Below are 21,340 nucleotides of genomic sequence, written 5' to 3'. Positions count from 1 at the left end.
GTCAGGAGCCGGCGGGCACCACGGTGTAGCCGGCCTCGGCGACGGCTTCGTCGATCGAGGCGGCGTCCAGCGGTGCCGAGGACGAGATGGTGGCGGTGGACGCGCCGCCGGTGACGAGGTCCACGTCGACGGTCTCGACGCCGGGCAGCCCGGACAGTTCGCTCTTCACGGCGCTGACGCAGTGACCGCAGGTCATACCGGTGATGCTGACGGTGGTGGTGGTCATGGTTGTTCTCCCTAGGTGGTTGTCGTGGTGGTCTAGCGCAGGAGCCGGCCGATCGCCGCCGTCGCCTCCTGGACCTTCTCCTGGACGGCATCGTCGCTGCCCGATGCCTGGGACTCCTGTGCCGCTCCGACGACGCAGTGGGAGATGTGCTCCTCGAGCAGCCCCATGGAGACGGCGTGGAGGGCCTTGTTGACGGCCGCGACCTGCGTGAGGACGTCGATGCAGTACTTGTCCTCCTCGACCATGCGGGCGATCCCGCGCACCTGGCCCTCGATGCGCCGGAGGCGCTTGAGGTAGGCGTCCTTGTCCGCGGTGTAGCCGTGCGGCGCGGCGTTCTCGGTGCCTGGTCCGGCAGTGATCATGAAGTGGCCCCTTTCCTCCGGTCAACAATACCCTCGGGGGGTATAACGCACCAGTGTACGGTGCCATTCCCGCAGGATCTCCACGTCGAGGAAACATCCAGCACGGTGCCGTACGGTTACTGATTGCCGACCCCCACAAAAGGACGTCCATGACCATCTCGCTGTCCGGCTGGCAGAAGCGCGTGCTCCTGGCTCTCGCCGGGATCGCAGTCCTCGCGCTCTTCGCGCTGGCATTCACTGCCGGACGCGTCTCCTCGGGCCCCTCCTACCCGGGCACCACGAGTGCGGATGCCGGGTTCGCCCGCGACATGCAGGTGCACCACAACCAGGCGGTCGAGATGTCGATGATCGTGCGCGACAACGCCACCGATGAGACGCTCCGCTCGATCGCCTACGACATCGCGCTCACCCAGCAGCAGCAGGCAGGGCAGATGTACGCGTGGCTCGAGGAGTGGGGGTTGGACCAGAGCAGTTCCCAGACGCGCATGGAGTGGATGGCCGCCGGCGCCGGCGATCACGGCATGGCCATGGGTGCGGGGACGGACGGCGCGTCCATGCTCACCCCGGACGGCCTGATGCCCGGCATGGCGACCGAGGCCCAGCTCGACGAGCTGCGCGACGCGCGCGGTGAGGACGCCGAGCGGCTGTACCTGAACCTGATGATCGATCACCACGAAGCGGGCGTGGACATGGCCGCGGCCGGTGCTGAGCTCGCACGGACGGAGCAGGTCCGCTCCCTGGCCACAAAGATCCAGTCGGGCCAGCAGGCCGAGATCACGCTCATGCAGACCATGCTCGACGCCCTGTAGTCCGGATCCGCGAACCGCCCGGCAGGGTCGGTCCGAGGCACTGCAGGGCCCCGCCGGTAGATTGGTTTCCGGCGCTAACCGATTCGCGGTGAACGCCGCAGCCATCCCAGCACCGAAGGAAACCCGTTGAACAAGAAGCGATCCCAGGAGAACCAGGACCGTCAGGCGCGCCTCGCCGCCATCCAGGCCGAGCAGCGGGCCGGTGAACGCAAGCGCAACGCCCTGATCTTCGGCGGCATCGGCGCCGTGATCCTGGCCATCATCATTGCGGTGACCCTGGTGATCGTGAACCAGATCCAGGACAACCAGCGTCGTGACGCAGCGGCCTCGCAGGAGATCGAAGGCGTCCAGGAGTACCCCGATGTGGCGTTCGAGCACGTCGACGGGCCGGTCGAGTACGAGCAGTCGCCCCCTGTGGGCGGGAACCACAACCCGATCTGGACCAACTGCGGCGTCTACACGGAAGCCGTGCCCAACGAGAACTCGGTGCACTCCATGGAGCACGGGGCCGTCTGGATCACGTACAACCCGGACATCGGGCAGGAGGAGATCGACAAGCTGACCGAGCTGGTGGGCACGCGCTCCTACGTGCTGCTCAGCCCGTACCCCGATCTCGACACGCCGATCGCCGCCAGCGCCTGGGGCCTGCAGCTGAAGGTCGATTCCGCGGACGACGCGCGGCTCGGCACCTTCCTGGACAAGTACATCCAGGGCGAGCAGACCCGCGAACCGGGTGCCGCCTGCTCCGGTGGGACGACTCCGGCGGGACGCGCCTCCTAGCTCCCGTCCCCGGGTACGACGGCGCGGTGCCGGTGACGGCGTGCCGCGCCGTCGTCGTACCGTCCTGGACGCGCTCCGTCCAGCGCGGGCCGGCACGAACCCGCCGGCCCTTCGGTCCTCCGCCCCCGGTATCGTTGCAGCGCCGGGAGGTTCGCTCCCGGACGCGAGGCGAGCGGGAGGTCGACCATGACCCACGATCGGGCATCCGGGGAGATCTCCCTGCCGGGCCGGCTCCAGGACAGGGTGCTGCGGAGCTCCGACATCCACGACTTCCCCGACGGGCCGGCGAAGCTCGCCGCCGACGTCCTGTCCTCCGACGGCCCCTGCCTCCGTTCGGCCCGCGCAGCGGCTGCGGTCGTCACGTCGACCAGGCAGCTCCCCGAGATGCACGTCGACTCCTGATCCGATGGTGGCTTCCGATGTGAGGGATGTGGCGACACCTGCCGTCGTCGTCGACCTCGATGTCCTCGAGCGCAACATCACCGACATGGCACGGTCCGCCGCGGAGCGGGGACTGGGCCTGCGGCCGCATGCCAAGACCCACAAGATCCCGCAGATAGCCCGGCGCCAGCTTGCTGCAGGAGCTGTAGGGCTGACGGTGGCGACGCTCGGGGAGGCCGAGGTCTTCGCGGCCAGTGGTGTCCCCGACATCTTCATCGCCTACCCGCTGTGGGTGGACCAACGGGCCGCTGCGCGATTGCTCGCCCTGACGGAGCGCACCCAGGTGACCCTCGGCGTGGATTCCGCGGAGGGTGCACTGCAACTGGCGCGCGTCCTGGGCGGTTCCGCCTCCCGGGTGGCGGTGCGCGTGGAGCTGGACAGCGGCCATCATCGCAGCGGCGTGCCTTCCGACCGCGCCCTCGGGGTTGCCCTCGCAGCCTCGGATGCAGGGCTCGCGGTCACGGGGCTCTTCACCTTCCCGGGTCACAGCTACCAGCCGGGAGCCGCGTCCTCGGCGGCCGCGGACGAGCAGCAGACCCTCTGCGCGGCAGCGGCCGCCCTGCGGAAGGGGGGCTTCGCGGACCTCGAGCTCAGCGGCGGGTCGACTCCGTCGGCGTCCCTTGCATCGGGGAGCACCCTGACGGAGCTGCGTCCCGGCGTCTACGTCTTCGGTGACGCCCAGCAATGGGAACTCGGCCACTGCGCTCCGGAGAACATCGCGCTCACCGTCGAGAGCACCGTGGTCAGCCGCTCGTCGGGAACCGACGGACGGGCGGACCGCCTGGTCCTCGATGCCGGCAGCAAGGTGCTCGGCAGCGACAGGGCGACCTGGGCCACAGGTCACGGCCGCCTGGTCGACCATCCCGACGCCCGCATCATCGCCCTGTCGGAACACCACGCGACGGTCGAATGGGCCGCCACGCAAATGCCTCCGTTGGGGACGCGGCTGCGCGTCGTTCCCAACCACGTGTGCCCCACGGTCAATCTCGTGGACGAGGTGCAGGTGGTGCGCGACGGCGTCATCGAGGACCGCTGGAGGGTCGCTGCGCGCGGCAGGAACAACTAGGCGACCCCGGAACGGTTCCTGGCCCACGGCACGGAAGATCCGCAGGCCACCGACCCGGAGCGCTGCCTAGACTGTCGGTGAGCGGAACGCCTCCCGGGTTCCGCATGGTCGAGGGGAGCACCATGAAGCTCGTTCGAAGCGCAGGGCGGACCGCGGGGGCCACCGCCCTGCTCCTGCTGGTCATCACGGGGTGCGGTGGCGGCGGGACGGCCCCGGTGCCGGAACCGCCGGCGCAGGGCAACGTGCTCGATGCCGCCGACGTCCTGACCGCCGCGCAGGAGCAGGAACTGAACGTCCTCATCGACCAGCAGAATGCTCGTACGGACGCCGCGCGCGTGGCCGTCCTGACCGTCGAGGACGCGAGGGGATCCATCGAGGACTTCGCCCGCTCGGTCGCGACCGACTGGGGCGTCGGGGACGACGGGGCCGAGAACGGCGTGCTCGTGGTCGCGGACACCGCGGAGCGCGAACTGCGCATCGAGACCGCAGACGGCGTGCGCGAGACGTTCTCCGACGACGACGCCGAGGAGGTCATCGAGGACGTCCTCGAGCCGGCGTTCGCCGACGAGGAGTACGCCCGGGGGCTCACGGAGGCAGTCGGCCAGATCTACGGCTACGCGCAGGGCCAGGATCCGGTGGAGGAGCCCTTCGACTGGGTGCTCTTCGGCTGGGTGGCGGGCGGCATCGCCGTGCTGCTGGGCGGGATCATTTGGCTGCTCGCCGCGGATTCCCGCCGTCGTCGTATCATCGCGGATGAGGAGCTGAGGGCCGCCGAGCGGGCCGACCCGGACCTGCGCCTCACCGACGAGCAGCGCGACGCGTACCGCAAGTACCGGTACAGCAAGCGGGGTGACGACGCCGTGTCCAACCCGGCCGTATGGCTGCCCCTCTACGTTGCCAATCCCGGGCTCTACTCCGGCGGCACCGGGGGCAACGCCTCGGGGTCCTCCTTCAACGGAGGCGGAGGCTTCAGCGGCGGAGGGGCGTCGGGCAGCTACTGATCGACGGCGGCGCCGATCGGCTCGAGCACGACGTCGGGGTAGTCCTTCCTGAAGTGCCCCACCTTCCACTTGTCACCGAACACGGCGACGATCTCGCCGTCGGACCGGAACAGGATCTCGCCGCCGCGGAAGGTCTCCGGGACGCCCTGGCTCTCGGGAGCCACGCGCATGGCGAGTGTGTAGGAGAGGTTGTCGAGCGACGTCGGTGCGTTGAACTCGGTGCCGAGCCGCTCGGCCGCGACCTCGAACTGCAGGGCTCCTACGGCGGCGAGCACGGGTGCCTGGTCGCCGCGGAGGTCCGAGCGCAGCACCTGCACCACGCCCTCGTGCTCCAGCTGCTCGATCCCGCGGCGGAACTGCTTGTAGCGGCCCGGATCCTTCGCGCGCGCGACCACGAAGAGCTCGGGGGAGAAGCGCGGGATGTCGGGGAACTGCACGGGCTGCTCGGCGAAGAGGCTGTCACCCACGCGCAGGCTCGTCGCGTTCACGAGGCCGACGACGTCGCCCGGCCACGCGGTGTCCACGACCTCGCGGCTGCGGCCGAGGACGCGGTGCGCGTACTTGGTGGCGAAGGGCTTGCCCGTGCGCTGGTTGGTGATGATCATGCCGCGCTCGAACGTGCCCGAGCAGATGCGGAGGTAGGCGATGTGGTCGCGGTGGGCGCTGTCCTGGCCGGCCTGCACCTTGAAGACGAAGCCGGACATGGGCGCGTCGATGGGCCGGGGCTCGTCCTCCTTGGACGGGCGCGGGGTGGGGGAGGGTGCCACGTCCACGAGGATGTCGAGGAGCTGCGAGACGCCGAAGTTCTTGGCGGCCGCAGCGAACAGGACGGGGGTCTGGCGGGCCGCCTCGAACTCCTCGCGGTCGAAGGACCCGTTGGAGGACTCGACGAGTCCGGACTCCTCGCGGGCGTCGAGCCAGGCGCCGGCGTCGCGCGGGTCGAGGGCGTCGATGTCCACCTCGGTCTCCGCGGCGGCCTGCGCTCCGGCCTCGACGGCCTCGAGGGCGATGGCCCGCTCCGCGCGCAGGTCGATCAGGCCCTGGAAGTCCCCGGCGATCCCTGCCGGCCAGGTCAGCGGCACCGGAGTCATGCCGGTGCGCTCGCCGACGTCGTCGATCAGGCCGAGCGCGTCCAGGCCCGGGCGGTCCCACTTGTTGATGACCGTGATGATGGGGATGTTGCGGGCCTTGCACACGGCGAGCAGCTTCACGGTCTGCGGTTCGAAGCCCTTGGCCGCATCGATCAGCATGACGGCGGAGTCCACGGCCGCGAGGACGCGGTAGGTGTCCTCGGAGAAGTCGGCGTGGCCGGGGGTGTCGACGACGTTGAGGATGGTGTCGCGGTAGGTCAGCTGCAGGGCGGCCGAGCTGATCGAGATACCACGCTCCTGCTCGATCCCCATCCAGTCGGAGACGGTGGCGTGGCGGCTCGACTTGCCGTGGGTGACGCCGGCGTCCTGGATGGCGCGCGCGAGGAGCGCGAGGGCTTCGGTGAGGGTCGACTTCCCGGCGTCGGGGTGGGAGATGACGGCGAAGGTGCGACGGCGTCCGGCCTCGCGGCGGACGGCGTCGGCGTCGAGGGCGGGGGATTCGGTTAGCAGGGCCACTCCTCCATTGTCTCCCGTGCTCGGGAGATGCCCTGCCAGGGCCGTACCTGTTCGCTCAACGCATCGAGAAGCTATTGCCAATAGCTCAAAAGCTAACTACAGTAGCTTCATGACGCACCAGCGATTCCTCTCCCAGCCCGGCACCCTGCAGCTGACCGTCCCCGGTGGCACTCTCGCCTACGACCTCCAGGGCACGGGTCCGCTCGTCCTGCTGGTCCCCGGCATGGGGGAGCTGCGCTCCTCGTACCGCTTCCTCGCTCCTGCCCTCGTCGATGCCGGCTACCGGGTGGCGACGGTCGACCTCCGCGGCCACGGCGACAGCAGCGCCTCGTTCGGGTCCTACGGAGACGTCGAGACGGCCTCCGACATCACGATGCTGCTCCGCGAGCTCGCGGTGCCCGCCGTCGTCGTGGGCAATTCCATGGCCGCCGGAGCGGCCGTGATCGTCGCGGCCGAGCATCCCGCCCTCGTGGAGGGCCTCGTGCTCATCGGCCCCTTCGTACGTGACCCCTCCTCGGTCGGAGCCCTCCAGCGCCTGCTCTTCCGGGTGATAATGGCCCGCCCCTGGGCCGCGTCCGTGTGGAACGCCTACCTGCCGAAGCTCCATGCCGGCCGGAAGCCGGTGGACTTCCCCGAGTACCGGAGGGCGGTGGTCGCCGCGCTTCGACGGCCGGGCTATGCCCAGGCGTTCAGCCTGACCACCCATACCGACCACGTCCGCGCCGGCGAGAGCCTGGCGGCGGTCCAGGCGCCCACGCTCGTGGTCATGGGGGACAAGGATCCCGATTTCCCGGATCCGCAGGCGGAGGCCACCTGGATCGCTGACGCCCTGGGCGGGTCGTCGGTCATGATCGGGGACGCCGGCCACTACCCGCAATCACAACAGCCCGAGCAGACCTCCACTGCGATCGTCGGGTTCCTCCGTACGCTCGGACGCCATGCCTAGGGCCGGTCTGAATACCGCCGCCGTCGTCGAGCGGGCCGCGCACCTGATCGACGATCCCGGAGCCGGCGCGCTGAGCCTGGCGGCGCTCGCCGAGAGCCTGGGCGTCCGCGCACCGTCCCTGTACAAGCACATCGAGGGCATGCCCGGGCTCGAGCGCGCCCTCGTCGTCCGCGCGAAGGAGGACCTTGCGCGGGCCCTCGGCCAGGCCGCCGTCGGACGCTCCCGGGACGATGCCATCGCGGCCGTCGCCGTCGCCTACCGCACCTGGGCGCTCGGGCATCCGGGCCAGTACCCGCTGAGCATCCGCGCCCCCGTGCCGGGCGACGCCGCGGACGAGGAGGCATCCAGGGCCCTCGTCGAGATCATCTTCAGCGTGCTCGCCGGCTACGACCTGAGCGGAAGCGACGCCGTCGATGCGACGCGCTTCCTCAGGTCCGCCCTACACGGATTCGTGGCGCTCGAGACGGGCGGGGCCTTCGCGCTGCCGGTCAGTCAGGAGCGCAGCTTCTCCCGGCTCGTCGAGAGCGTCGCCACGGCGCTGTCCTCGTGGTCGCGGCCCTGACGGCGGCTCGCCGTCGGTCCGGCGGGCAGTAGCCCGACGGCCGCACCCTGCGCGCACCGGATCAGGCCAGCTCGAGCCGCATGAGGATGCGGGGGAACCCGTTGACCACCGAGGTGGTGTCGGCCGCTTTCGCGAAGCCGGCCCGGTCGAAGAGCTTCCGCGTGCCCACGTAGGCCATGGTCAGGTCGACCTTCCGGTTCCCGTTGTCCACGGGGTACCCCTCGATCGCCGGTGCGTCGTAGGAGCGCGCGAAGTCCACGGCGCCCGCGAGCAGATGGTGCGAGATGCCCTTCCCGCGATGCCCGGGCCGTACGCGGATGCACCACACCGACCATACGGCGGCGTCGTCGACATGCGGGATCCTGCGGTTGCGGGCGAAGCTCGTATCGGCACGGGGATGGACCGCGGCCCACCCCACCACGTCGTCGCCGTCGTACGCGAGGACGCCGGGCGGCGGATCCTGGCGGCACAGGCGTCGCACGAGGTCGCCACGGTCCGGACCGGCAAGGGCCGCGTTCTCCTTCGCCGGGATGCGGTAGCTGAGGCACCAGCAGACGTTCGCGTCGGCTCGCTTCGGGCCCACGACGGCCGCGACGTCGGCGAACACCGTGGCCGGACGCACCTCGATCACCATGGCCCTACTGTTCCATCCTCCCGCCCGGTGGACAACGCCCCGCCGGCCCGGGTCGGGCGACTGCGCCTGCGCGCGTACCCCGTGCTGCTCGGTCCCGGCAAGCATGTGGCGACCACCCATCCGGGCAGATGGACCGCCGAATAGTAAGTAGGCTGATGGTCTGGCTTCCACCAGGAGCCTTCCCCTACCTAAGGAACGTCATGATTCGCAAGAGCGCAGCCACCGCAGCCCTGTCCCTCGCCGTACTGATGGGCGTGGCAGCCCCGTCCACCGCCGCTGAAGAGACGGCTCCCGCCACGGAGCAGACCCAGCAGAGCGAAGAGGGCAACGGCGATGCGGGCCTGTGGGGCCTCCTCGGGCTCCTGGGTCTGGCGGGCCTCCTCAAGAAGAACAAGAAGGAGCACGTGGACCACCGGGTCAACGGCTCCTCGAGCGTGAACGATCCGAACCGCCCCGGCCACTAGGCCCTGCTTCCGGGCACGGCCCGCGGGCCGTGCCCGTCAGAACAGGCAAAGGGTCCGTTCCTCGAAGGAGCGGACCCTTTGTGGTGCTGGTGCGGCCTAGTGGTCGACCGGCGCCGCCGTCGTGCTCCGCAGGCTCCACGCGGCGAGGGCCGAGGCGCCGACCATGAGCAGGGCCGCGATGCCGGCCGTGACCGTCACGCCGCTGTCGAACGCGTGGAACGCGGAGTCACGGAGGAGGGACGCGCTGGTGGGGCCGAGCTGCGTGGCCACCTCCACCGCACCGCCGAGGGTCTCGGTGGAGGAGTCCGCCTGCGTACCGCTCAGTCCGGCGGGGAGCACCAGGTTCCGCTGGTACGACGCCAGGAGGATGCTCCCCAGCACGGCGGTGCCCAGCACGGACCCCACCTCGTAGGCGGTCTCGGAGACCGCGGACGCGGCTCCGGCCTTCGCTGCGGGAACGGTGGACAGGATGAGGTCGTTGGACACCGTCTCCGACGCCCCGACGCCGACGCCGAGGATGACGAAGGCGATCATGAGGAATCCTGCGGACCCGCCCCCCCCGAGCAGGGCGATCATCGAGTAGGCGACTGCGGAGAAGAGCAGCGAGACCGACACGACGACGTGCGGCGGCAGGCGTCGGGCGAGCGGCACGACGGCGAGGCCCGCGATGATCGTCATCAGGAGGCCCGGCAGCAGCACGAGTCCGGCGTCGAGCGGTGTGTGACCGAGGACGAGCTGCAGGTGCTGGGACACGAAGAACAGGAACCCCACGAGCGAGAAGATCGCGAGCAGGTTCACCAGGACAGCGCCGCTGAAGGCGCGCACCGTGAACAGGCGCACGTCGAGCATGGGGTCGCGCCGCTGCAGCTGGCGCATCACGAACACCGTGCCGGCGGCGACACCGATGAATGCGGCGGTCACGGAGACCAGCAGCGGCCCGCCCTTGGCGAGGTTCTTGATGGCGTAGACCACCGGCAGCATCGTCCCGATGGACAGGATGATGCTCACGTAGTCCACGCGTCCCGGGTTGCCGTCCTTCGACTCGGGGACGACGACGGGGGTCAGCACGAGCATGAGCACGAGCACGGGGACCGCGAGCAGGAAGACGGAGCCCCACCAGAAGTGCTCGAGCAGCAGACCGCCGAGCAGGGGCCCGAGCGCCGCACCGGCCGAGAAGCCGGCCGCCCAGACGGCGATGGCTATCCGGCGCTGGTTGCGGTCGATGAAGATGTTGCGGATGAGCGAGAGCGTGGAGGGCATGAGCATGGCGCCGAAGACACCGAGCCCCACACGGGAGGCGAGGAGGAAGCCGGCGGTCGGGGCGAAGGCGGCTGCGACGGAGAACAGGGCGAATCCTGCCGCGCCGATGATGAGCAGGCGGCGACGGCCGAAGCGGTCACCGAAGCTACCCATCGCGACGAGGAGTCCCGCGAGGACCAGGGGGTAGCTGTCCACGATCCAGAGCAGCATGGTGCCGCTCGTGGCGAAATGGCGGGAGATCTCCGGCAGGGCGAAGCTCAGTACGGTGTTGTCCACCGAGACCAGCAACACCGGCAGCATCAGCACGGCGAGGGCGAACCACTCGCGGCGACCGGCAAGGGAAGGGGAGGAGGGCTGAACGGCACGCGGGTTCACCTCGGACACACGTGCGGAAGCGGAGGGTGTAGTGGTCATGCATCGAGGCTATACCGTCCAGCCGGTACAGTACAAGAAACGTGACCGGTATCATGAGCGGGTGTCCAGTTCCCGCGAGCGCATCCTCGACAGCTTCGAAAACGCGTTGATCCGAGACGGCGAGCGGGCGGCCACCATGGAGGCCGTCGCCGCCGCAGCCGATGTCTCCAAGGGCGGACTGCTCTACCACTTCCCCTCGAAGGAGGCCCTCGTGGACGGCCTCGCAGACCGCCTCCGCGGACTCGCCGACCGGGACCGCGAGGCGATGGCCTCAGCGGAGGACGGCGCCGCGCGCTACTACGTGCGCACCTCGGTCTTCGAGGACAGCGCCCTCGACCGCGCGCTCGTCTCCATGGCGCGGCTCGCCCAGCAGGGCCACCCGACGGCGAAATCCTCGCTCGCCGAGATCCAGGAGGGCTGGCTCGACACGCTCCAGGCGCAGCTCGGCGACCGCACCGCCGCACGCGCTGTCAAGCTGCTCGGCGACGGCCTGTACTACGACGCCGCCTTCTTCGCCACGGACGGTGCCGGACGCACCAGCCGCGGTGAGATCGACGAACTGCTCGACGTCGTCGACCTGATCGTCTCCCGTCAGGGGAAAGCGCCGGCGACCTCCTGACCGCACGCGACCCTGCCCCCTTCGGCCCGCGCCGACCGCCACCCGACCCCGAGAGGACCTCATGATCAAAGGCTTCCGTGACTTCATCCTGCGCGGCAACGTCATCGAACTGTCGATCGCCGTCGTCATCGGCAGTGCCTTCACGGCGCTCGTCGGTGCGTTCACCGCGAACATCATCAACCCGATCATCGCCTCGGCGGGCGGTGTCGATGCCACCGGCTACGGGTTCCCGGTCCGGCCGGGCAACGACGCCACGTTCGTGGACGTGGGCGCGGTCATCACCGCCCTGGTCACGTTCCTCATCACCGCAGCCGTGGTCTACTTCCTCTTCGTGGTGCCCATGAACCGCGCCAGTGCACGCCTGCGCGCCCACGCCGCTGCACAGGGTGTCACCGAGGAACCCGTGCCCGTCGACACGGCGCTCCTCACCGAGATGCGGGACCTGCTGAAGGAGATGGCGGCGCGGGAAGCCCGGCGATGACCGGACCGGTGCCGGGTGTGCAGCGCGTCCCGCTGCGCCCTGCCGTGCGCGGCGCGGTGGCCGTCGTCGTGCTCGTAGCCGTCGCCGCCACCTTCTTCGACACGGCCTCGCGCGGACCGGTGAACCCGTTCAACTTCTTCGGTTTCTTCACGATGCAGAGCAATATCGCCGCGGCCCTGGTGCTGCTCCTCGCGGCTGCCCTGCAACTGCGGGGGAGCGCCGGGCCGGAGTGGCTCACGCCGCTCAGGGCCGTCGTGACGACGTACATGCTGGTCGTGGGCGTGGTCTACAACCTGCTGCTCGCCGGGCTTGCCGGGGGAGTCGAGCTGCCCTGGGCCAACTGGGTGCTGCACGTGGCGTTCCCGATCTACGCCGTCGTGGACTGGGTGGTCACGAGTGACCGCCGCCGACTGTCCTATCGCGTCATCCGGCTGATCGTCGCCTATCCGGTGGTCTGGATCCTGGTGGTGCTCCTGCGGGGTGCCACCGATGGCTGGGTGCCGTACCCGTTCCTCGATCCCGCGTCCGGTTATGCCTCGGTGCTGCTGTACGTCGTCGGTATCGCGGTGGCGATCGCCGGTTTCGGCGCCCTGGTCATCCTCATCAGCCGGTCCACGGCCGTGGGAGGGCTCGTGGCAGGAGTCCGGCGCAGCCGGGCCTGACCGGCCGGCGACCCTGCGTCAGTCGGCGTCTCCACCCAGGACGTCCACGTGGACGTGGTCGAGGTGCCGCAGGATCTCGTTGGCCGGGGCAGGGGCGTCGTAGCGGTGCCATTGCCCTCGCGGGAGGTGCGCGCTCCAGAACCGGTCGTCGAAGATCACGTACTGGATGTCGAGGTCCTCGGCGTGGGCGACCAGCCAGTGGGCGAGCATCCACCCCTCGCGACGGTTCTCCTCGGTCACGGGGCGGAAGAAGACGTCGATGGCGCGGCCGTCGTAGTGCGTCGAGTCTCCTCCGTGCCCCTGGCCGACACCTCCGGGCGCGAACCCGCCCAGGCTCTGGTCGCCGAACACCTCGGTCAACTCCGAGCGCACCTGCTCGGCACGCGGTGTCAGGCCGCTGGCGGTGAGCTGTTCCAGCAGCAGGTCCGTGGCCGCTGATCCCCGGCAGCTCAGAGTGGGACCTGCGTCGTCGGCCGGTCCGTCGGCCAGTTGTCGCAACACCGCGTCGTCGATGCCGGAGGTGTCGGGGGCTTCCACGCCGCGGGCCGCAAGCGCCACGGCCGTGGCGGCCAGCTTCGCCTCGGAGCGATCGAGGCCCACCACTGCGTCGGTCGTCGCGACCGTGCACTCCGGGCCACCCGGCAGGAAGCCGCCCTCGGTGCGCAGGGTGCCGAGCATGCCTGGCCCGAGGAGGACCACCACCGCTGCGAGTACTCCGAGCAGGAGGACACCCAGGAGGAGCCGGAGCGGACGATGTCGCCGGCTCTGCCGTGCCTGGTCAGCTGTCACGAGGCAGGCTGATGTGGGCGGGTGATCCGAGGGCGCCCGCCCCGGCACGGCTGAGTGCCGGCGGCTTCGGGACTCCGGCCCCGATGATCACGTTCCTGCTGATGCATCCCTCCCGGGCCGGTGAAGCGCTGCGCCACCAGTCGGGATGAGGCAGCCGATGGTTTAACTCCCCCGCCGAGGCAGGAAGTTCCCGCAGACAGGGATCCGGCCGCCCCGGGCCTGCTCCGCAGTGTCCCCTTCCGGGGCTCGTCGAACTGCTGATGCCTGCCCCGCCGGCTGCGGATCCGCCCGGGACCTCAGGACGCCCGGACCGAGCCGACAGGGCTCGGACGGGCCGGCGGCCTCACTGTGACGGTCTGCAACATCGCGACCGCGGGCGCATCAGTTTGGACGAGTCCGGATGACGCTGATCCCTGCGCGCTGCAGTGGCAGCCTGCGTGCCGATCCCGGGTATCCGGACCGGCACGGTGGGTGCGTCACTCCCGGCCCGCCATCGACCGGGCCGGGACGCGCCGGCCTACCGCCGGGTGTCCGCCAGGTCCGACGTCGACGGCCCCTCCAGCAGCTTCCCGTCCGCGGTGAACCGTGAACCGTGCAGCGGGCAGTCCCACGACCGCTCGGCGTCGTTCCAGTTGAGGATCCCCTTCAGATGCGGGCAGACGGCCGAGACGCGGTGCTGCACGCCGTCGACGGTGCACACGCCGATGGGCCGTGCCCCCTCGCGGATCACGCGACCCTCGCCCTCGCCGGGCGCCGACGACGCCGTCTTCGCGAGCCCCGAGAGCCAGCCGGTGACCATCTCCATGCCCACCACGGCGTTCGCCTGCGCCGTCTGGAGGGCGTCGGCCGGACTGACCTTCGTGCGGTAGAGCGTCTCGGCCCATGGCATGTTGCCGCCCAGGATCTCCGCTGCCAGGGCCAGGGATGCGGCGACGGCGTTGGTCATGCCCCACTTGTTGTAGCCGGTCGCGGCGTAGATGTGCCCGCCGCCGGCCGGGACCTTGCCCACGTAGGGGACGGCCGCGGCGGGGGTGTAGTCCTGGGCGGACCACGCGTACGCGGGTCGCGCCGTCGGGAAGTACTCCTGCGCCCAGCGCGTGAGGTCGTCCACCCGGGCCTGCGTGTTGGAGCTGTGGCCGACCTTGTGTCCGTTGCCGCCGACGATCAGGTACTTCGTGCCGTCCACGGTCGCGGTGCGCAGGGACCGGGTGGGGGAGTCGGCGCTGAGGTACATGTCCTCCGGGATGTCATCGTCCACCGTGAGCGCCACGCAGTAGGAGCGCATGGGCTGCAGCACGGCGAAGTAGCCGCCGCGGTCGAGGATCGGGATGCCCGTGGCGAGCACCACGTTCGACGCCGTCACCGCGCCCGCGCTGGTCCTCAGTTCGACGCCGTCGGCCCCCACGCGAGCCTTCGCGACGCCCTCGACCCGCACGCCCTCGATCAGTGCGCCGCCGTGCCGGCGGAACTCGGACGCGAGCCCTGCCAGGACCTCGAGCGGGTGGAACTGCGCCTGGTCCTTCAGCCGCAGGGTCTTCCGTACCGGGAAGGGGAGCGCCGCCGCGTTGCCGAGTTCGGTCGCGAGGCCCGCCTCCGTGCAGGCATCGTGCTCGGAGACGAGCTTCCGCGCACCGGTGTCGGTGGTCGCATAGTCGACGGCGTCCCGCTTCTCGTAACCGACGCCGTGCTCGTCGCAGAAGCGCAGGAGCCAGCTCTGACCCTCCCGGTTGCCGGTCACGTAGGCCCGGGCCAGTTCGGCGTCGTGGTGCTTGAGGATGGTGGAGATGCTCGTGCCCTGCAGCAGGGAGAGCTTGGCCGTGGTGTTGCCCGTGGTCACCGCTCCGGCGGTCCGGGCCTCGAGGACCGCCACGCGGTGGCCCGCCCTCGCCAGGAGCAGCGCCGTCGTCAGGCCCGTGAGCCCGGCTCCCACCACCACGGAGTCGTACGTTGCACCGTCCTGCAGGGCGTCGGACGGGATGGGCGGGGCGGTGTCGAGCCAGAGCGATCTCACGGTGGTCCTCTCAGGAGCCGAACGATGCTCCCACGCAACCACTAAGCCTGCTTACAGTCAAGCGCCCGCCGCCGTGTCCGAGGCGGGCACTAAGGTGGCCAGCGACGACTGTCTCCTCCAGGAAGGCGCCCCGGTGCACATTCGACTCGTCCTGCCGCACCAACTGTTCGAGGAGCACCTCGAGGCCTCCCGCGACACGCACTTCGTGTTCCTCGAGGACGACCTCCTCTTCCGCAGCCTGCGGTTCCACCAGCAGAAGCTCGTGCTGCACCGCGCCGGCATGACCCTCTTCATGCGCAGGGTCGAGGAGGCGGGTTACAGCCTCGACTACGTGGAGACCTCCGCCGAACACACGAGCCAGGAGCGCCTGGCCGCCGTGCTCGCCGACCGCGAGGCGACCCTCGTCACCTACTACGACGTCGTCGACGACTGGCTCGAGCGGCGGCTCACCAGGACGCTGGCCGATGCGGGGGTCGAGGCCCGCGTCCTGGAGACGCCGCAGTTCCTCACGTCGCGGGAGCTGATCGCCAGCTACTTCTCCTCCCATAACTGGCGCATGCAGACCTTCTACGAGTGGCAGCGCAAGCGGCTCGGGATCCTGGTGGAACCCGAGGGATCCCCGACGGGCGGGAAGTGGAGTTTCGACGCCGAGAACCGCAAGAAGCTGCCGAAGAAGCTGGACCTGCCGGACCTGCCCGAGTTCGACCGGCCCGCCGAGGTCGAGGACGCCATCGTCTGGGTCCGGTCCGCCTTCCCGGACAACCCGGGCAACGCCGAATCCTTCAACTGGCCCGTCACCCACCGCCAGGCATCCGACGCCCTGGAGGCGTTCCTCACGGAGCGCTTCGAGCTCTTCGGCCCCTACGAGGACGCTATCGCCGTCGGCCAGACGTACCTGTTCCACTCTGCCCTGAGTTCCAGCATGAACACCGGCCTGCTCAGCCCCGCCGAGGTGGTGGACCTCGCGCTCGACTTCGCCGAACGCCACGGGACGGCGATCGCCAGCGTGGAGGGCTTCATCCGCCAGGTCATCGGCTGGCGCGAGTACATCCGCGCGTCCTACGTGCTTCGCGGGCGGGAGATGCGCATCGGCAACACACTGAACCTCACCGCGGACCTCGACGAGCGGTGGTGGACAGGCGACACCGGGCTGGAACCGGTGGACTCCGTGATCACGCGCGTCCTCGACACCGCGTACGCCCACCACATCGAGCGCCTCATGATCCTCGGGAACGCGGCCCTGCTGATGCGGGCCAAGCCGGATGCCGTCTACGAGTGGTTCATGGAGATGTTCATCGACGCCTACGACTGGGTGATGGTGCCCAACGTCTACGCCATGAGCCAGTACGCGGCCGGCACCATGATCACCACCAAGCCCTATGTCAGCGGCAGCAACTACATCAAGAAGATGAGCGACTTCAGGGACGGCCCCTGGCGGTTCAGCTGGGACGCGCTGTACTGGGAATTCGTCCGGGACCACCGGGATCTGTTCGCCCGCAACCCGCGGTCGAACATGGTCGTGGTGCTCCTCGACCGCATGGACGCCGAGCGGCGGAGGGACCTGCAGCACGAGGCCGCCCGGTGGATCCCCGGCAAGGGGTCGACGTCGGTGGACGGGTACCGCCCGGCCCACTCGGAGGAGCGCACACCCCTGGAGGCGCGGGCGCCGCTGGAGGAGCGTCCGACGCCGGAGGCGCCGGTGACCCAGGCCACGCTCCCCGGCCTATAGTCGGAACCATGGAACAACGAATTCTCGGAAGAACCGGCCGTCCCGTCTCTGTCGTCGGCCTCGGCACCTGGCAGCTCGGCGCGGACTGGGGCGAGGTGGAGGACAAGGACGCCGTCGCCGTCCTCGACGCCGCCGTCGAAGCGGGCGTGACCTTCTTCGACACGGCGGACGTCTACGGTGACGGGCGGAGCGAGACGACGATCGGCCGGTTCCTCGCGGACAACCCGGGTCTCGACATCCTCGTGGGCACCAAGATGGGCCGCCGCGTGGACCAGACCCCCGAGAACTACACGCTCGCGAACTTCCGCCAGTGGATCGACCGGTCGCGGACCAACCTCGGGGTGGACTCCCTCGACCTCGTGCAGTTGCACTGCCCGCCGACCGCCGTGTACAGCTCCGACGAGGTCTACGACGCCCTCGACACGCTCGTCGGCGACGGCGTCATCCGCAACTACGGCGTCAGCGTGGAGCGCACCGACGAGGCCCTCGCCGCCATCGCCCGGGGCAACACCGCCAGCGTGCAGATCATCCTGAACGCCTTCCGCCTCAAGCCGCTCGACGAGGTGCTGCCCGCGGCGAAGGACGCCGGCGTCGGCATCATCGCGCGCGTCCCCCTCGCCTCCGGGCTGCTCTCCGGCAAGTACACGAAGGACACCGCCTTCGCGGAGAACGATCACCGCAACTACAACCGCAACGGCGCCGCGTTCGACGTCGGCGAGACCTTCTCCGGCGTCGACTACGAGACCGGGCTGGAAGCGGCCCGCCAGTTCGCCGACCTGGTGCCGGAAGGCGTCACCACGGCGCAGGCCGCCCTCGCCTGGATCATCGCTCAGGACGGCGTCAGCACCGTCATCCCGGGAGCACGCAACCCGGAGCAGGCGCGTGCCAATGCCGCCGCCGCGGAGCACACCGGCCTCGGTGCCGGGATCAGCGCCGCCGTCGCCGGGATCTACGACCGCCACTTCAGGGCCACCGTCCACCCGCAGTGGTGACCTGACCGCGGAGCCTGCCGGAATCCGCCCTTCCCGGGCGGGTTCCGGCAGCCCCGGGCCTCGGCTAGGGTGTGCTGTACCCAAGTCAGACGGAAGTCAGAGGACGTCTGCCATCGTTGAATCACCAGCGAAGGAACCGACATGACTGAGAACACCTCAGGCGCTGCCGTGGGCGAGACCCACACCATCCGCGACTGGACCGACCTCGCCGAGGAGATGTGGTCCTACCTCACCGGCCGGGGCGCCGCCATCAACTACACGCTCCAGGACATGACGATCGAGGTTCCTCGGGACATCGGCCCGGATGCCCCGCGTGCCGTCTGGAAGTTCGACGGGACGCTCCGCATCACCACGAGTGACAACGCCGCCGGAACACCCCAGGGCTGAACCGCCCCGACCGACATGGCCTCGTCACTCAGGTTCGACATCGACATCGACTTCTCACTCAGGGAACCGGCTACCGACGGGACACCGGAGGCACGGCTCTCCGGCACCGTGAAGGCGGCCGGTACGGCGGTCGAGATCTTCATCGATGACCCAGCAGCCTTCCGCGGCAACAACCTGCCCAGCATCGGGCAGGTGCGTAGCTTCGCCAAGGCGCTCGCGCAGCGCGGACTCGCCGTGTCGGTCTCCGGCCCGCGGGGGCTGCTCGTCGGTCTCGGCGCGGTGGAGCCCTCCATGGCGCAGCGGCTGATCACCCGCTCCCCGCACATCCGGCTCGGTGCCCCGGGGACGCTCGCGCCGCTGCTCGGCATCGGTCGGCGAGCGCTCGAGAAGGGCGATTCGCCGTCGCTCGTCCCGCCGTCCACGCCGTTTCCCCTGGTGCCGACGGTCAACCGGCGTATCAAGCGGACCATCACGACGACGCACTACGTGCGCGGTGGGGGCCGTCCGCGGCTGATCTTCGTGCAGAACTCGCAGGTCTGGAACGGTCAGGTGCCGCGGGAGTTCGAACTCGTGGCGGACCGCACCACGATCGGCAGCGCCGAGGACGCGATGCTCGCCCTTCCCGGTCTGGAGGATCTCCACGCGGAGGTCCTCCACACCGAGGACGACGAGTACGTGATCGTTCCCCATGGCCCGATCACGGGCAGCGTCAGCGGCAGGGAACCGGCCGTCCTCCGCACCGGTGCCCGCGTGCAGCTCGGCGGGTGGGCACTGGCCTTCTTCCGTGAGGAGTACGCGGACCACGGTCGGCCGTTCGGTGGTCGCAACGGGGGCGAGCTGTCCTATCAGCGTCCGCAGCGCAACCCCCGGACCGGTGTCACCGAGGTGGACGGCTCGGAGGGCGTCGGGGACTTCCGGCGGCAGCCACGCTGATCCGGGTGCAGGCGGGAGAGCGGCCGCAGGACCCGTCGTCGGATCCCTCGTCGGATCTGTCGTCGGGACCGGCAGGAGGGCGCGTCAGGCATGGCCGATGACGTCGAACTCCTGCTGGCCCCGGCGTCGGAGGCGTTCCTGCTCGAGGACTGGGCCGTGCTGGACGCCGCGGGTCTGCCCAACCAGTCGCAGCACCAGTCCTTCAGCAACGCGCCGCACATCACCCTCGCGGCTGCCGCGCGGATCGACGACCGCTACGACGCCGATCTGACGGCCGCTGCGGAGGGGGACACGCTGGACCTGGTGACGGCGGGCTTCCTCGTGTTCCCGACGCGGCGGAAGTTCGTGCTCGCCCGTCAGGTGGTGGCCCACGACGCTCTGACGGACCTGCACCGCCGCATCTGGCAGGCCCTCGACGGCGTCCCGGATGCGGTGCCCACCACGGTCCGCGGGGCGTGGACACCGCACATCACCCTCGGCCACGGCCTCACGGCGGAGCAATTGGCCTCGGCGCTGGACCTCCTGCGGAACCGGCCTCCCGAGCGGCTGGTCACGGGCGTGGTGCGGCGGTGGGACGCCAGGGAGAAGCGCCTGATCCTGCTCGGCGGCGGCTAGTTCCCGGACTCAGGGGGCTTCGTCCCGCAGTGATGCCGGGTTGACCAGCACGCCCTGCGGCTCGCGGATCCATACCAGGCCCGTCCGCCGCTTCTCCTCCCGCGTCGTGAAGCGGTAGAGGAAGATCCGCGCTCGGACGTAGCGGGGCCGGGCGCCGTCGAACGGGTCCTTCCGCAGCAGCTTCAGGATCAGCGGGTCCGCCTGCAGGAGCTTGACCAGGAACGGTGTGAACCAGCCGCCCTCGGACCCGAGGGCGAGGAACCACATCATCCAGTCGAGCCGCAGGTGATAGGGCGCGAACTGGCGCGGCGTCCGGGACGGGTCCCCGGGCTTGCCCTTGAACTCGTACTCGCGCCACTGCGCGCCGGAGCCGACGTCGTCGAGCGTTCCCTCCACGATGACCTCGTAGCGGACCTGCGTGACACTGCCGAACGCACCGTACGCATTGCCGAGGTGCCAGCGGTTGAAGCTCGCGTTCATCAGCTGCCGGCGGGCGAACAGGTTCAGCAGCGACGGCCAGCTCAGGTAGGCGAGGAGCAGCATCGCGAGGGTGACGACGACGGTGAACCAGAGCGGCGTCGGCGCGTAGGTGCCGGACACCACGAGCGCCGGGAACACCGCCTCGTAGAAGGAATCGGGCACCGCGCCGAAGGCCAGGATGATCGTCAGCGTGTTGAGCCACGCGAAGTTGCCGGACAGCACCAGCCAGCCCTGCGTCACGATCATAACGAGCGCCGCGAACCCCGCGACGGGCTGCGGGGCGAAGAGGAGGAACGGCACCACGAGCTGGGTGACGTGGTTGCCCGCCACCTCGAGGCGGTGCAGGGGCTTGGGCAGCAGGTGGAAGAAACGGCTGGCTGGGTTCGGCATCGGCTGGGTCTCGTGGTGGTAGTACAGGGCGGTGAGATCGCGCCACGAGCTGTCACCGCGCATCTTGATCATGCCCGCGCCGAACTCGAGGCGGAAGACGAGCCAGCGGATGATCAGCAGGACCAGGAAGGGTGGCGCCACCTCGTTCGACCCGAGGAACGCGACGATGAACCCGGCCTCGAGGAGGAGGCTCTCCCACCCGAACCCGTAGAACGTCTGGCCCACGTTCACGATCGAGGTGTACAGCCACCAGATGACGAGGAACGCCACGAGCGGCACCCACGGCGGCCCGGCCTGCGGGACCCCGAGGACCAGCAGGGCGGAGATCACCGCCCCCGACCATGCGACGACGCGCAGCAGGCGGTCGGAGTAGCCCCGGCGGAACAGCGAGGGTCCGGCCCGGTCCCCGACCCGCGTGAGGAACACCGGGACGGGCAGCAGGCCCTTCTCGCCGAGGAGGGCGGGGAACTGGGCCACCGCCGACAGGAAGGCCACGAGGTACACGGCAGCGACTCCGCGCTGCACGATCTGGCGGCCCACCTCGTAGTCCTCAGCCGTCAGGACAGCGGTCAACCACTCCATTCCTCCAGCGTCGTGTTCCTCTCGGGATGGCGTCAAGGAGGCATGCGTGCGCCGCGGGCGGGCACGTCCTGCTAACGGTCGCCCGGTGGCTCAGCCCG

At 70.0% G+C, this 21,340-nt stretch carries 24 protein-coding genes; 16 read left to right on the top strand and 8 right to left on the bottom strand.

The genetic code is table 11. The features are described 5' to 3' along the window. Position 1: 1 nt before the first annotated feature. The gene (locus ACX80N_RS04505; protein ID WP_105032036.1) at positions 2 to 226 is read right to left on the bottom strand and encodes a heavy-metal-associated domain-containing protein; all 225 of its coding nucleotides are present in this window, start codon (positions 224 to 226) and stop codon (positions 2 to 4) included. Positions 227 to 258: 32 nt separating this feature from the next. Beyond that, entirely contained in the window at positions 259 to 588 is a 330-nt protein-coding gene (locus tag ACX80N_RS04500; RefSeq protein ID WP_105032035.1) for a metal-sensitive transcriptional regulator, read from the bottom strand. Between the two features lie 149 nt (positions 589 to 737). Between ACX80N_RS04500 and ACX80N_RS04495 the strand changes: the two genes are divergently transcribed. From ACX80N_RS04495 to ACX80N_RS04475, 5 genes are all read left to right on the top strand, one after another. Beyond that, on the top strand, positions 738 to 1,397 hold the full coding sequence (locus ACX80N_RS04495; RefSeq protein ID WP_459338442.1) for a DUF305 domain-containing protein: 660 nt from the start codon (positions 738 to 740) through the stop codon (positions 1,395 to 1,397). Positions 1,398 to 1,523: 126 nt separating this feature from the next. Further along, positions 1,524 to 2,177, top strand: coding sequence for a DUF3105 domain-containing protein (locus ACX80N_RS04490; RefSeq protein WP_105032033.1), 654 nt, complete (start codon positions 1,524 to 1,526; stop codon positions 2,175 to 2,177). Positions 2,178 to 2,363: 186 nt separating this feature from the next. Then, positions 2,364 to 2,579, top strand: coding sequence for a hypothetical protein (locus ACX80N_RS04485; protein WP_459338441.1), 216 nt, complete (start codon positions 2,364 to 2,366; stop codon positions 2,577 to 2,579). Positions 2,580 to 2,583: 4 nt separating this feature from the next. After that, positions 2,584 to 3,684 (top strand): alanine racemase, encoded by a 1,101-nt coding sequence (locus ACX80N_RS04480; RefSeq protein ID WP_459338440.1) that lies wholly within the window; start codon positions 2,584 to 2,586, stop codon positions 3,682 to 3,684. Between the two features lie 77 nt (positions 3,685 to 3,761). Further along, the gene (locus ACX80N_RS04475; RefSeq protein ID WP_459338439.1) at positions 3,762 to 4,685 is read left to right on the top strand and encodes a TPM domain-containing protein; all 924 of its coding nucleotides are present in this window, start codon (positions 3,762 to 3,764) and stop codon (positions 4,683 to 4,685) included. Here ACX80N_RS04475 and ACX80N_RS04470 read toward each other — a convergent pair. Then, positions 4,679 to 6,292 carry a peptide chain release factor 3 gene (locus ACX80N_RS04470; protein ID WP_459338438.1) on the bottom strand — a complete coding sequence of 538 codons (1,614 nt, stop codon included), beginning with the start codon at positions 6,290 to 6,292 and terminating at the stop codon, positions 4,679 to 4,681. The genes ACX80N_RS04475 and ACX80N_RS04470 overlap by 7 nt on opposite strands. Before the next feature lie 109 nt (positions 6,293 to 6,401). On the opposite strand from ACX80N_RS04470, the gene ACX80N_RS04465 reads away from it, so the two are divergent. Continuing rightward, positions 6,402 to 7,238: an alpha/beta fold hydrolase gene (locus ACX80N_RS04465; RefSeq protein WP_459338437.1), complete on the top strand. Its 837-nt coding sequence runs from the start codon at positions 6,402 to 6,404 to the stop codon at positions 7,236 to 7,238. Continuing rightward, positions 7,231 to 7,800 carry a TetR-like C-terminal domain-containing protein gene (locus tag ACX80N_RS04460; RefSeq protein WP_459338436.1) on the top strand — a complete coding sequence of 190 codons (570 nt, stop codon included), beginning with the start codon at positions 7,231 to 7,233 and terminating at the stop codon, positions 7,798 to 7,800. The genes ACX80N_RS04465 and ACX80N_RS04460 overlap by 8 nt, the downstream gene beginning before the upstream one ends. Positions 7,801 to 7,861: 61 nt before the next feature. On the opposite strand, the gene ACX80N_RS04455 is transcribed toward ACX80N_RS04460, so the two are convergent. Then, a complete protein-coding gene (locus ACX80N_RS04455; protein ID WP_459338435.1) occupies positions 7,862 to 8,434 on the bottom strand; it encodes a GNAT family N-acetyltransferase in 573 nt (190 codons plus the stop codon). Between the two features lie 200 nt (positions 8,435 to 8,634). Between ACX80N_RS04455 and ACX80N_RS04450 the strand changes: the two genes are divergently transcribed. Next, complete coding sequence (locus tag ACX80N_RS04450; protein ID WP_205753604.1) at positions 8,635 to 8,898, top strand: WGxxGxxG family protein; 264 nt, start codon at positions 8,635 to 8,637, stop codon at positions 8,896 to 8,898. A 96-nt stretch (positions 8,899 to 8,994) separates the two neighbouring features. On the opposite strand, the gene ACX80N_RS04445 is transcribed toward ACX80N_RS04450, so the two are convergent. Continuing rightward, a complete protein-coding gene (locus tag ACX80N_RS04445; protein WP_459338434.1) occupies positions 8,995 to 10,572 on the bottom strand; it encodes an MFS transporter in 1,578 nt (525 codons plus the stop codon). Positions 10,573 to 10,633: 61 nt separating this feature from the next. Between ACX80N_RS04445 and ACX80N_RS04440 the strand changes: the two genes are divergently transcribed. From ACX80N_RS04440 to ACX80N_RS04430, 3 genes are all read left to right on the top strand, one after another. Then, positions 10,634 to 11,191 (top strand): TetR/AcrR family transcriptional regulator, encoded by a 558-nt coding sequence (locus ACX80N_RS04440; protein ID WP_105032025.1) that lies wholly within the window; start codon positions 10,634 to 10,636, stop codon positions 11,189 to 11,191. A gap of 61 nt (positions 11,192 to 11,252) precedes the next feature. Next, entirely contained in the window at positions 11,253 to 11,672 is a 420-nt protein-coding gene (mscL, locus tag ACX80N_RS04435) for a large conductance mechanosensitive channel protein MscL (RefSeq protein ID WP_459338433.1), read from the top strand. Then, on the top strand, positions 11,669 to 12,334 hold the full coding sequence (locus ACX80N_RS04430) for a Pr6Pr family membrane protein (RefSeq protein WP_459338432.1): 666 nt from the start codon (positions 11,669 to 11,671) through the stop codon (positions 12,332 to 12,334). The genes mscL and ACX80N_RS04430 overlap by 4 nt, the downstream gene beginning before the upstream one ends. 18 nt (positions 12,335 to 12,352) lie before the next feature. Here the strand turns inward: ACX80N_RS04430 and ACX80N_RS04425 are convergent, their stop codons facing one another. Both ACX80N_RS04425 and ACX80N_RS04420 read right to left on the bottom strand, forming a co-directional pair. After that, complete coding sequence (locus ACX80N_RS04425; protein WP_459338431.1) at positions 12,353 to 13,123, bottom strand: hypothetical protein; 771 nt, start codon at positions 13,121 to 13,123, stop codon at positions 12,353 to 12,355. A gap of 517 nt (positions 13,124 to 13,640) precedes the next feature. Beyond that, on the bottom strand, positions 13,641 to 15,134 hold the full coding sequence (locus ACX80N_RS04420; RefSeq protein WP_459338430.1) for an FAD-dependent oxidoreductase: 1,494 nt from the start codon (positions 15,132 to 15,134) through the stop codon (positions 13,641 to 13,643). 133 nt (positions 15,135 to 15,267) lie between these two features. On the opposite strand from ACX80N_RS04420, the gene ACX80N_RS04415 reads away from it, so the two are divergent. The 5 genes from ACX80N_RS04415 to ACX80N_RS04395 all read left to right on the top strand — a co-directional run bounded on the left by ACX80N_RS04415 (position 15,268) and on the right by ACX80N_RS04395 (position 19,790). Beyond that, complete coding sequence (locus ACX80N_RS04415; protein ID WP_459338429.1) at positions 15,268 to 16,863, top strand: cryptochrome/photolyase family protein; 1,596 nt, start codon at positions 15,268 to 15,270, stop codon at positions 16,861 to 16,863. A gap of 8 nt (positions 16,864 to 16,871) precedes the next feature. Continuing rightward, on the top strand, positions 16,872 to 17,855 hold the full coding sequence (locus ACX80N_RS04410) for an aldo/keto reductase (protein WP_105032019.1): 984 nt from the start codon (positions 16,872 to 16,874) through the stop codon (positions 17,853 to 17,855). Positions 17,856 to 17,996: 141 nt separating this feature from the next. Then, positions 17,997 to 18,242, top strand: coding sequence for a hypothetical protein (locus ACX80N_RS04405; RefSeq protein WP_105032018.1), 246 nt, complete (start codon positions 17,997 to 17,999; stop codon positions 18,240 to 18,242). A 15-nt stretch (positions 18,243 to 18,257) separates the two neighbouring features. After that, positions 18,258 to 19,175, top strand: coding sequence for an FHA domain-containing protein (locus ACX80N_RS04400; RefSeq protein ID WP_105032017.1), 918 nt, complete (start codon positions 18,258 to 18,260; stop codon positions 19,173 to 19,175). Between the two features lie 90 nt (positions 19,176 to 19,265). After that, complete coding sequence (locus ACX80N_RS04395) at positions 19,266 to 19,790, top strand: 2'-5' RNA ligase family protein (RefSeq protein WP_459338428.1); 525 nt, start codon at positions 19,266 to 19,268, stop codon at positions 19,788 to 19,790. Positions 19,791 to 19,799: 9 nt separating this feature from the next. Here ACX80N_RS04395 and ACX80N_RS04390 read toward each other — a convergent pair whose 3' ends face one another. Then, positions 19,800 to 21,242, bottom strand: coding sequence for a lipase maturation factor family protein (locus ACX80N_RS04390; protein WP_459338427.1), 1,443 nt, complete (start codon positions 21,240 to 21,242; stop codon positions 19,800 to 19,802). Positions 21,243 to 21,340 lie beyond the last annotated feature (98 nt).

Source organism: Arthrobacter sp. MDT2-16, from assembly GCF_054510925.1.
Note: the sequence above shows the minus strand (reverse complement) of the source record. Positions and strands in the feature narration are given on the sequence as shown.

Excerpts from the sequence above, each read along its gene's own strand:
- ACX80N_RS04480 (WP_459338440.1), top strand. The coding sequence starts at position 2,584 with ATGGTGGCTTCCGATGTGAGGGATGTGGCGACACCTGCCGTCGTCGTC.
- ACX80N_RS04405 (WP_105032018.1), top strand. The coding sequence starts at position 17,997 with ATGACTGAGAACACCTCAGGCGCTGCCGTGGGCGAGACCCACACCATC.
- ACX80N_RS04445 (WP_459338434.1), bottom strand. The coding sequence starts at position 10,572 with ATGACCACTACACCCTCCGCTTCCGCACGTGTGTCCGAGGTGAACCCG.
- ACX80N_RS04455 (WP_459338435.1), bottom strand. The coding sequence starts at position 8,434 with ATGGTGATCGAGGTGCGTCCGGCCACGGTGTTCGCCGACGTCGCGGCC.
- ACX80N_RS04450 (WP_205753604.1), top strand. The coding sequence starts at position 8,635 with ATGATTCGCAAGAGCGCAGCCACCGCAGCCCTGTCCCTCGCCGTACTG.
- ACX80N_RS04500 (WP_105032035.1), bottom strand. The coding sequence starts at position 588 with ATGATCACTGCCGGACCAGGCACCGAGAACGCCGCGCCGCACGGCTAC.
- mscL (WP_459338433.1), top strand. The coding sequence starts at position 11,253 with ATGATCAAAGGCTTCCGTGACTTCATCCTGCGCGGCAACGTCATCGAA.
- ACX80N_RS04505 (WP_105032036.1), bottom strand. The coding sequence starts at position 226 with ATGACCACCACCACCGTCAGCATCACCGGTATGACCTGCGGTCACTGC.
- ACX80N_RS04460 (WP_459338436.1), top strand. The coding sequence starts at position 7,231 with ATGCCTAGGGCCGGTCTGAATACCGCCGCCGTCGTCGAGCGGGCCGCG.
- ACX80N_RS04495 (WP_459338442.1), top strand. The coding sequence starts at position 738 with ATGACCATCTCGCTGTCCGGCTGGCAGAAGCGCGTGCTCCTGGCTCTC.
- ACX80N_RS04410 (WP_105032019.1), top strand. The coding sequence starts at position 16,872 with ATGGAACAACGAATTCTCGGAAGAACCGGCCGTCCCGTCTCTGTCGTC.
- ACX80N_RS04395 (WP_459338428.1), top strand. The coding sequence starts at position 19,266 with ATGGCCGATGACGTCGAACTCCTGCTGGCCCCGGCGTCGGAGGCGTTC.
- ACX80N_RS04485 (WP_459338441.1), top strand. The coding sequence starts at position 2,364 with ATGACCCACGATCGGGCATCCGGGGAGATCTCCCTGCCGGGCCGGCTC.
- ACX80N_RS04465 (WP_459338437.1), top strand. The coding sequence starts at position 6,402 with ATGACGCACCAGCGATTCCTCTCCCAGCCCGGCACCCTGCAGCTGACC.
- ACX80N_RS04430 (WP_459338432.1), top strand. The coding sequence starts at position 11,669 with ATGACCGGACCGGTGCCGGGTGTGCAGCGCGTCCCGCTGCGCCCTGCC.
- ACX80N_RS04390 (WP_459338427.1), bottom strand. The coding sequence starts at position 21,242 with ATGGAGTGGTTGACCGCTGTCCTGACGGCTGAGGACTACGAGGTGGGC.
- ACX80N_RS04400 (WP_105032017.1), top strand. The coding sequence starts at position 18,258 with ATGGCCTCGTCACTCAGGTTCGACATCGACATCGACTTCTCACTCAGG.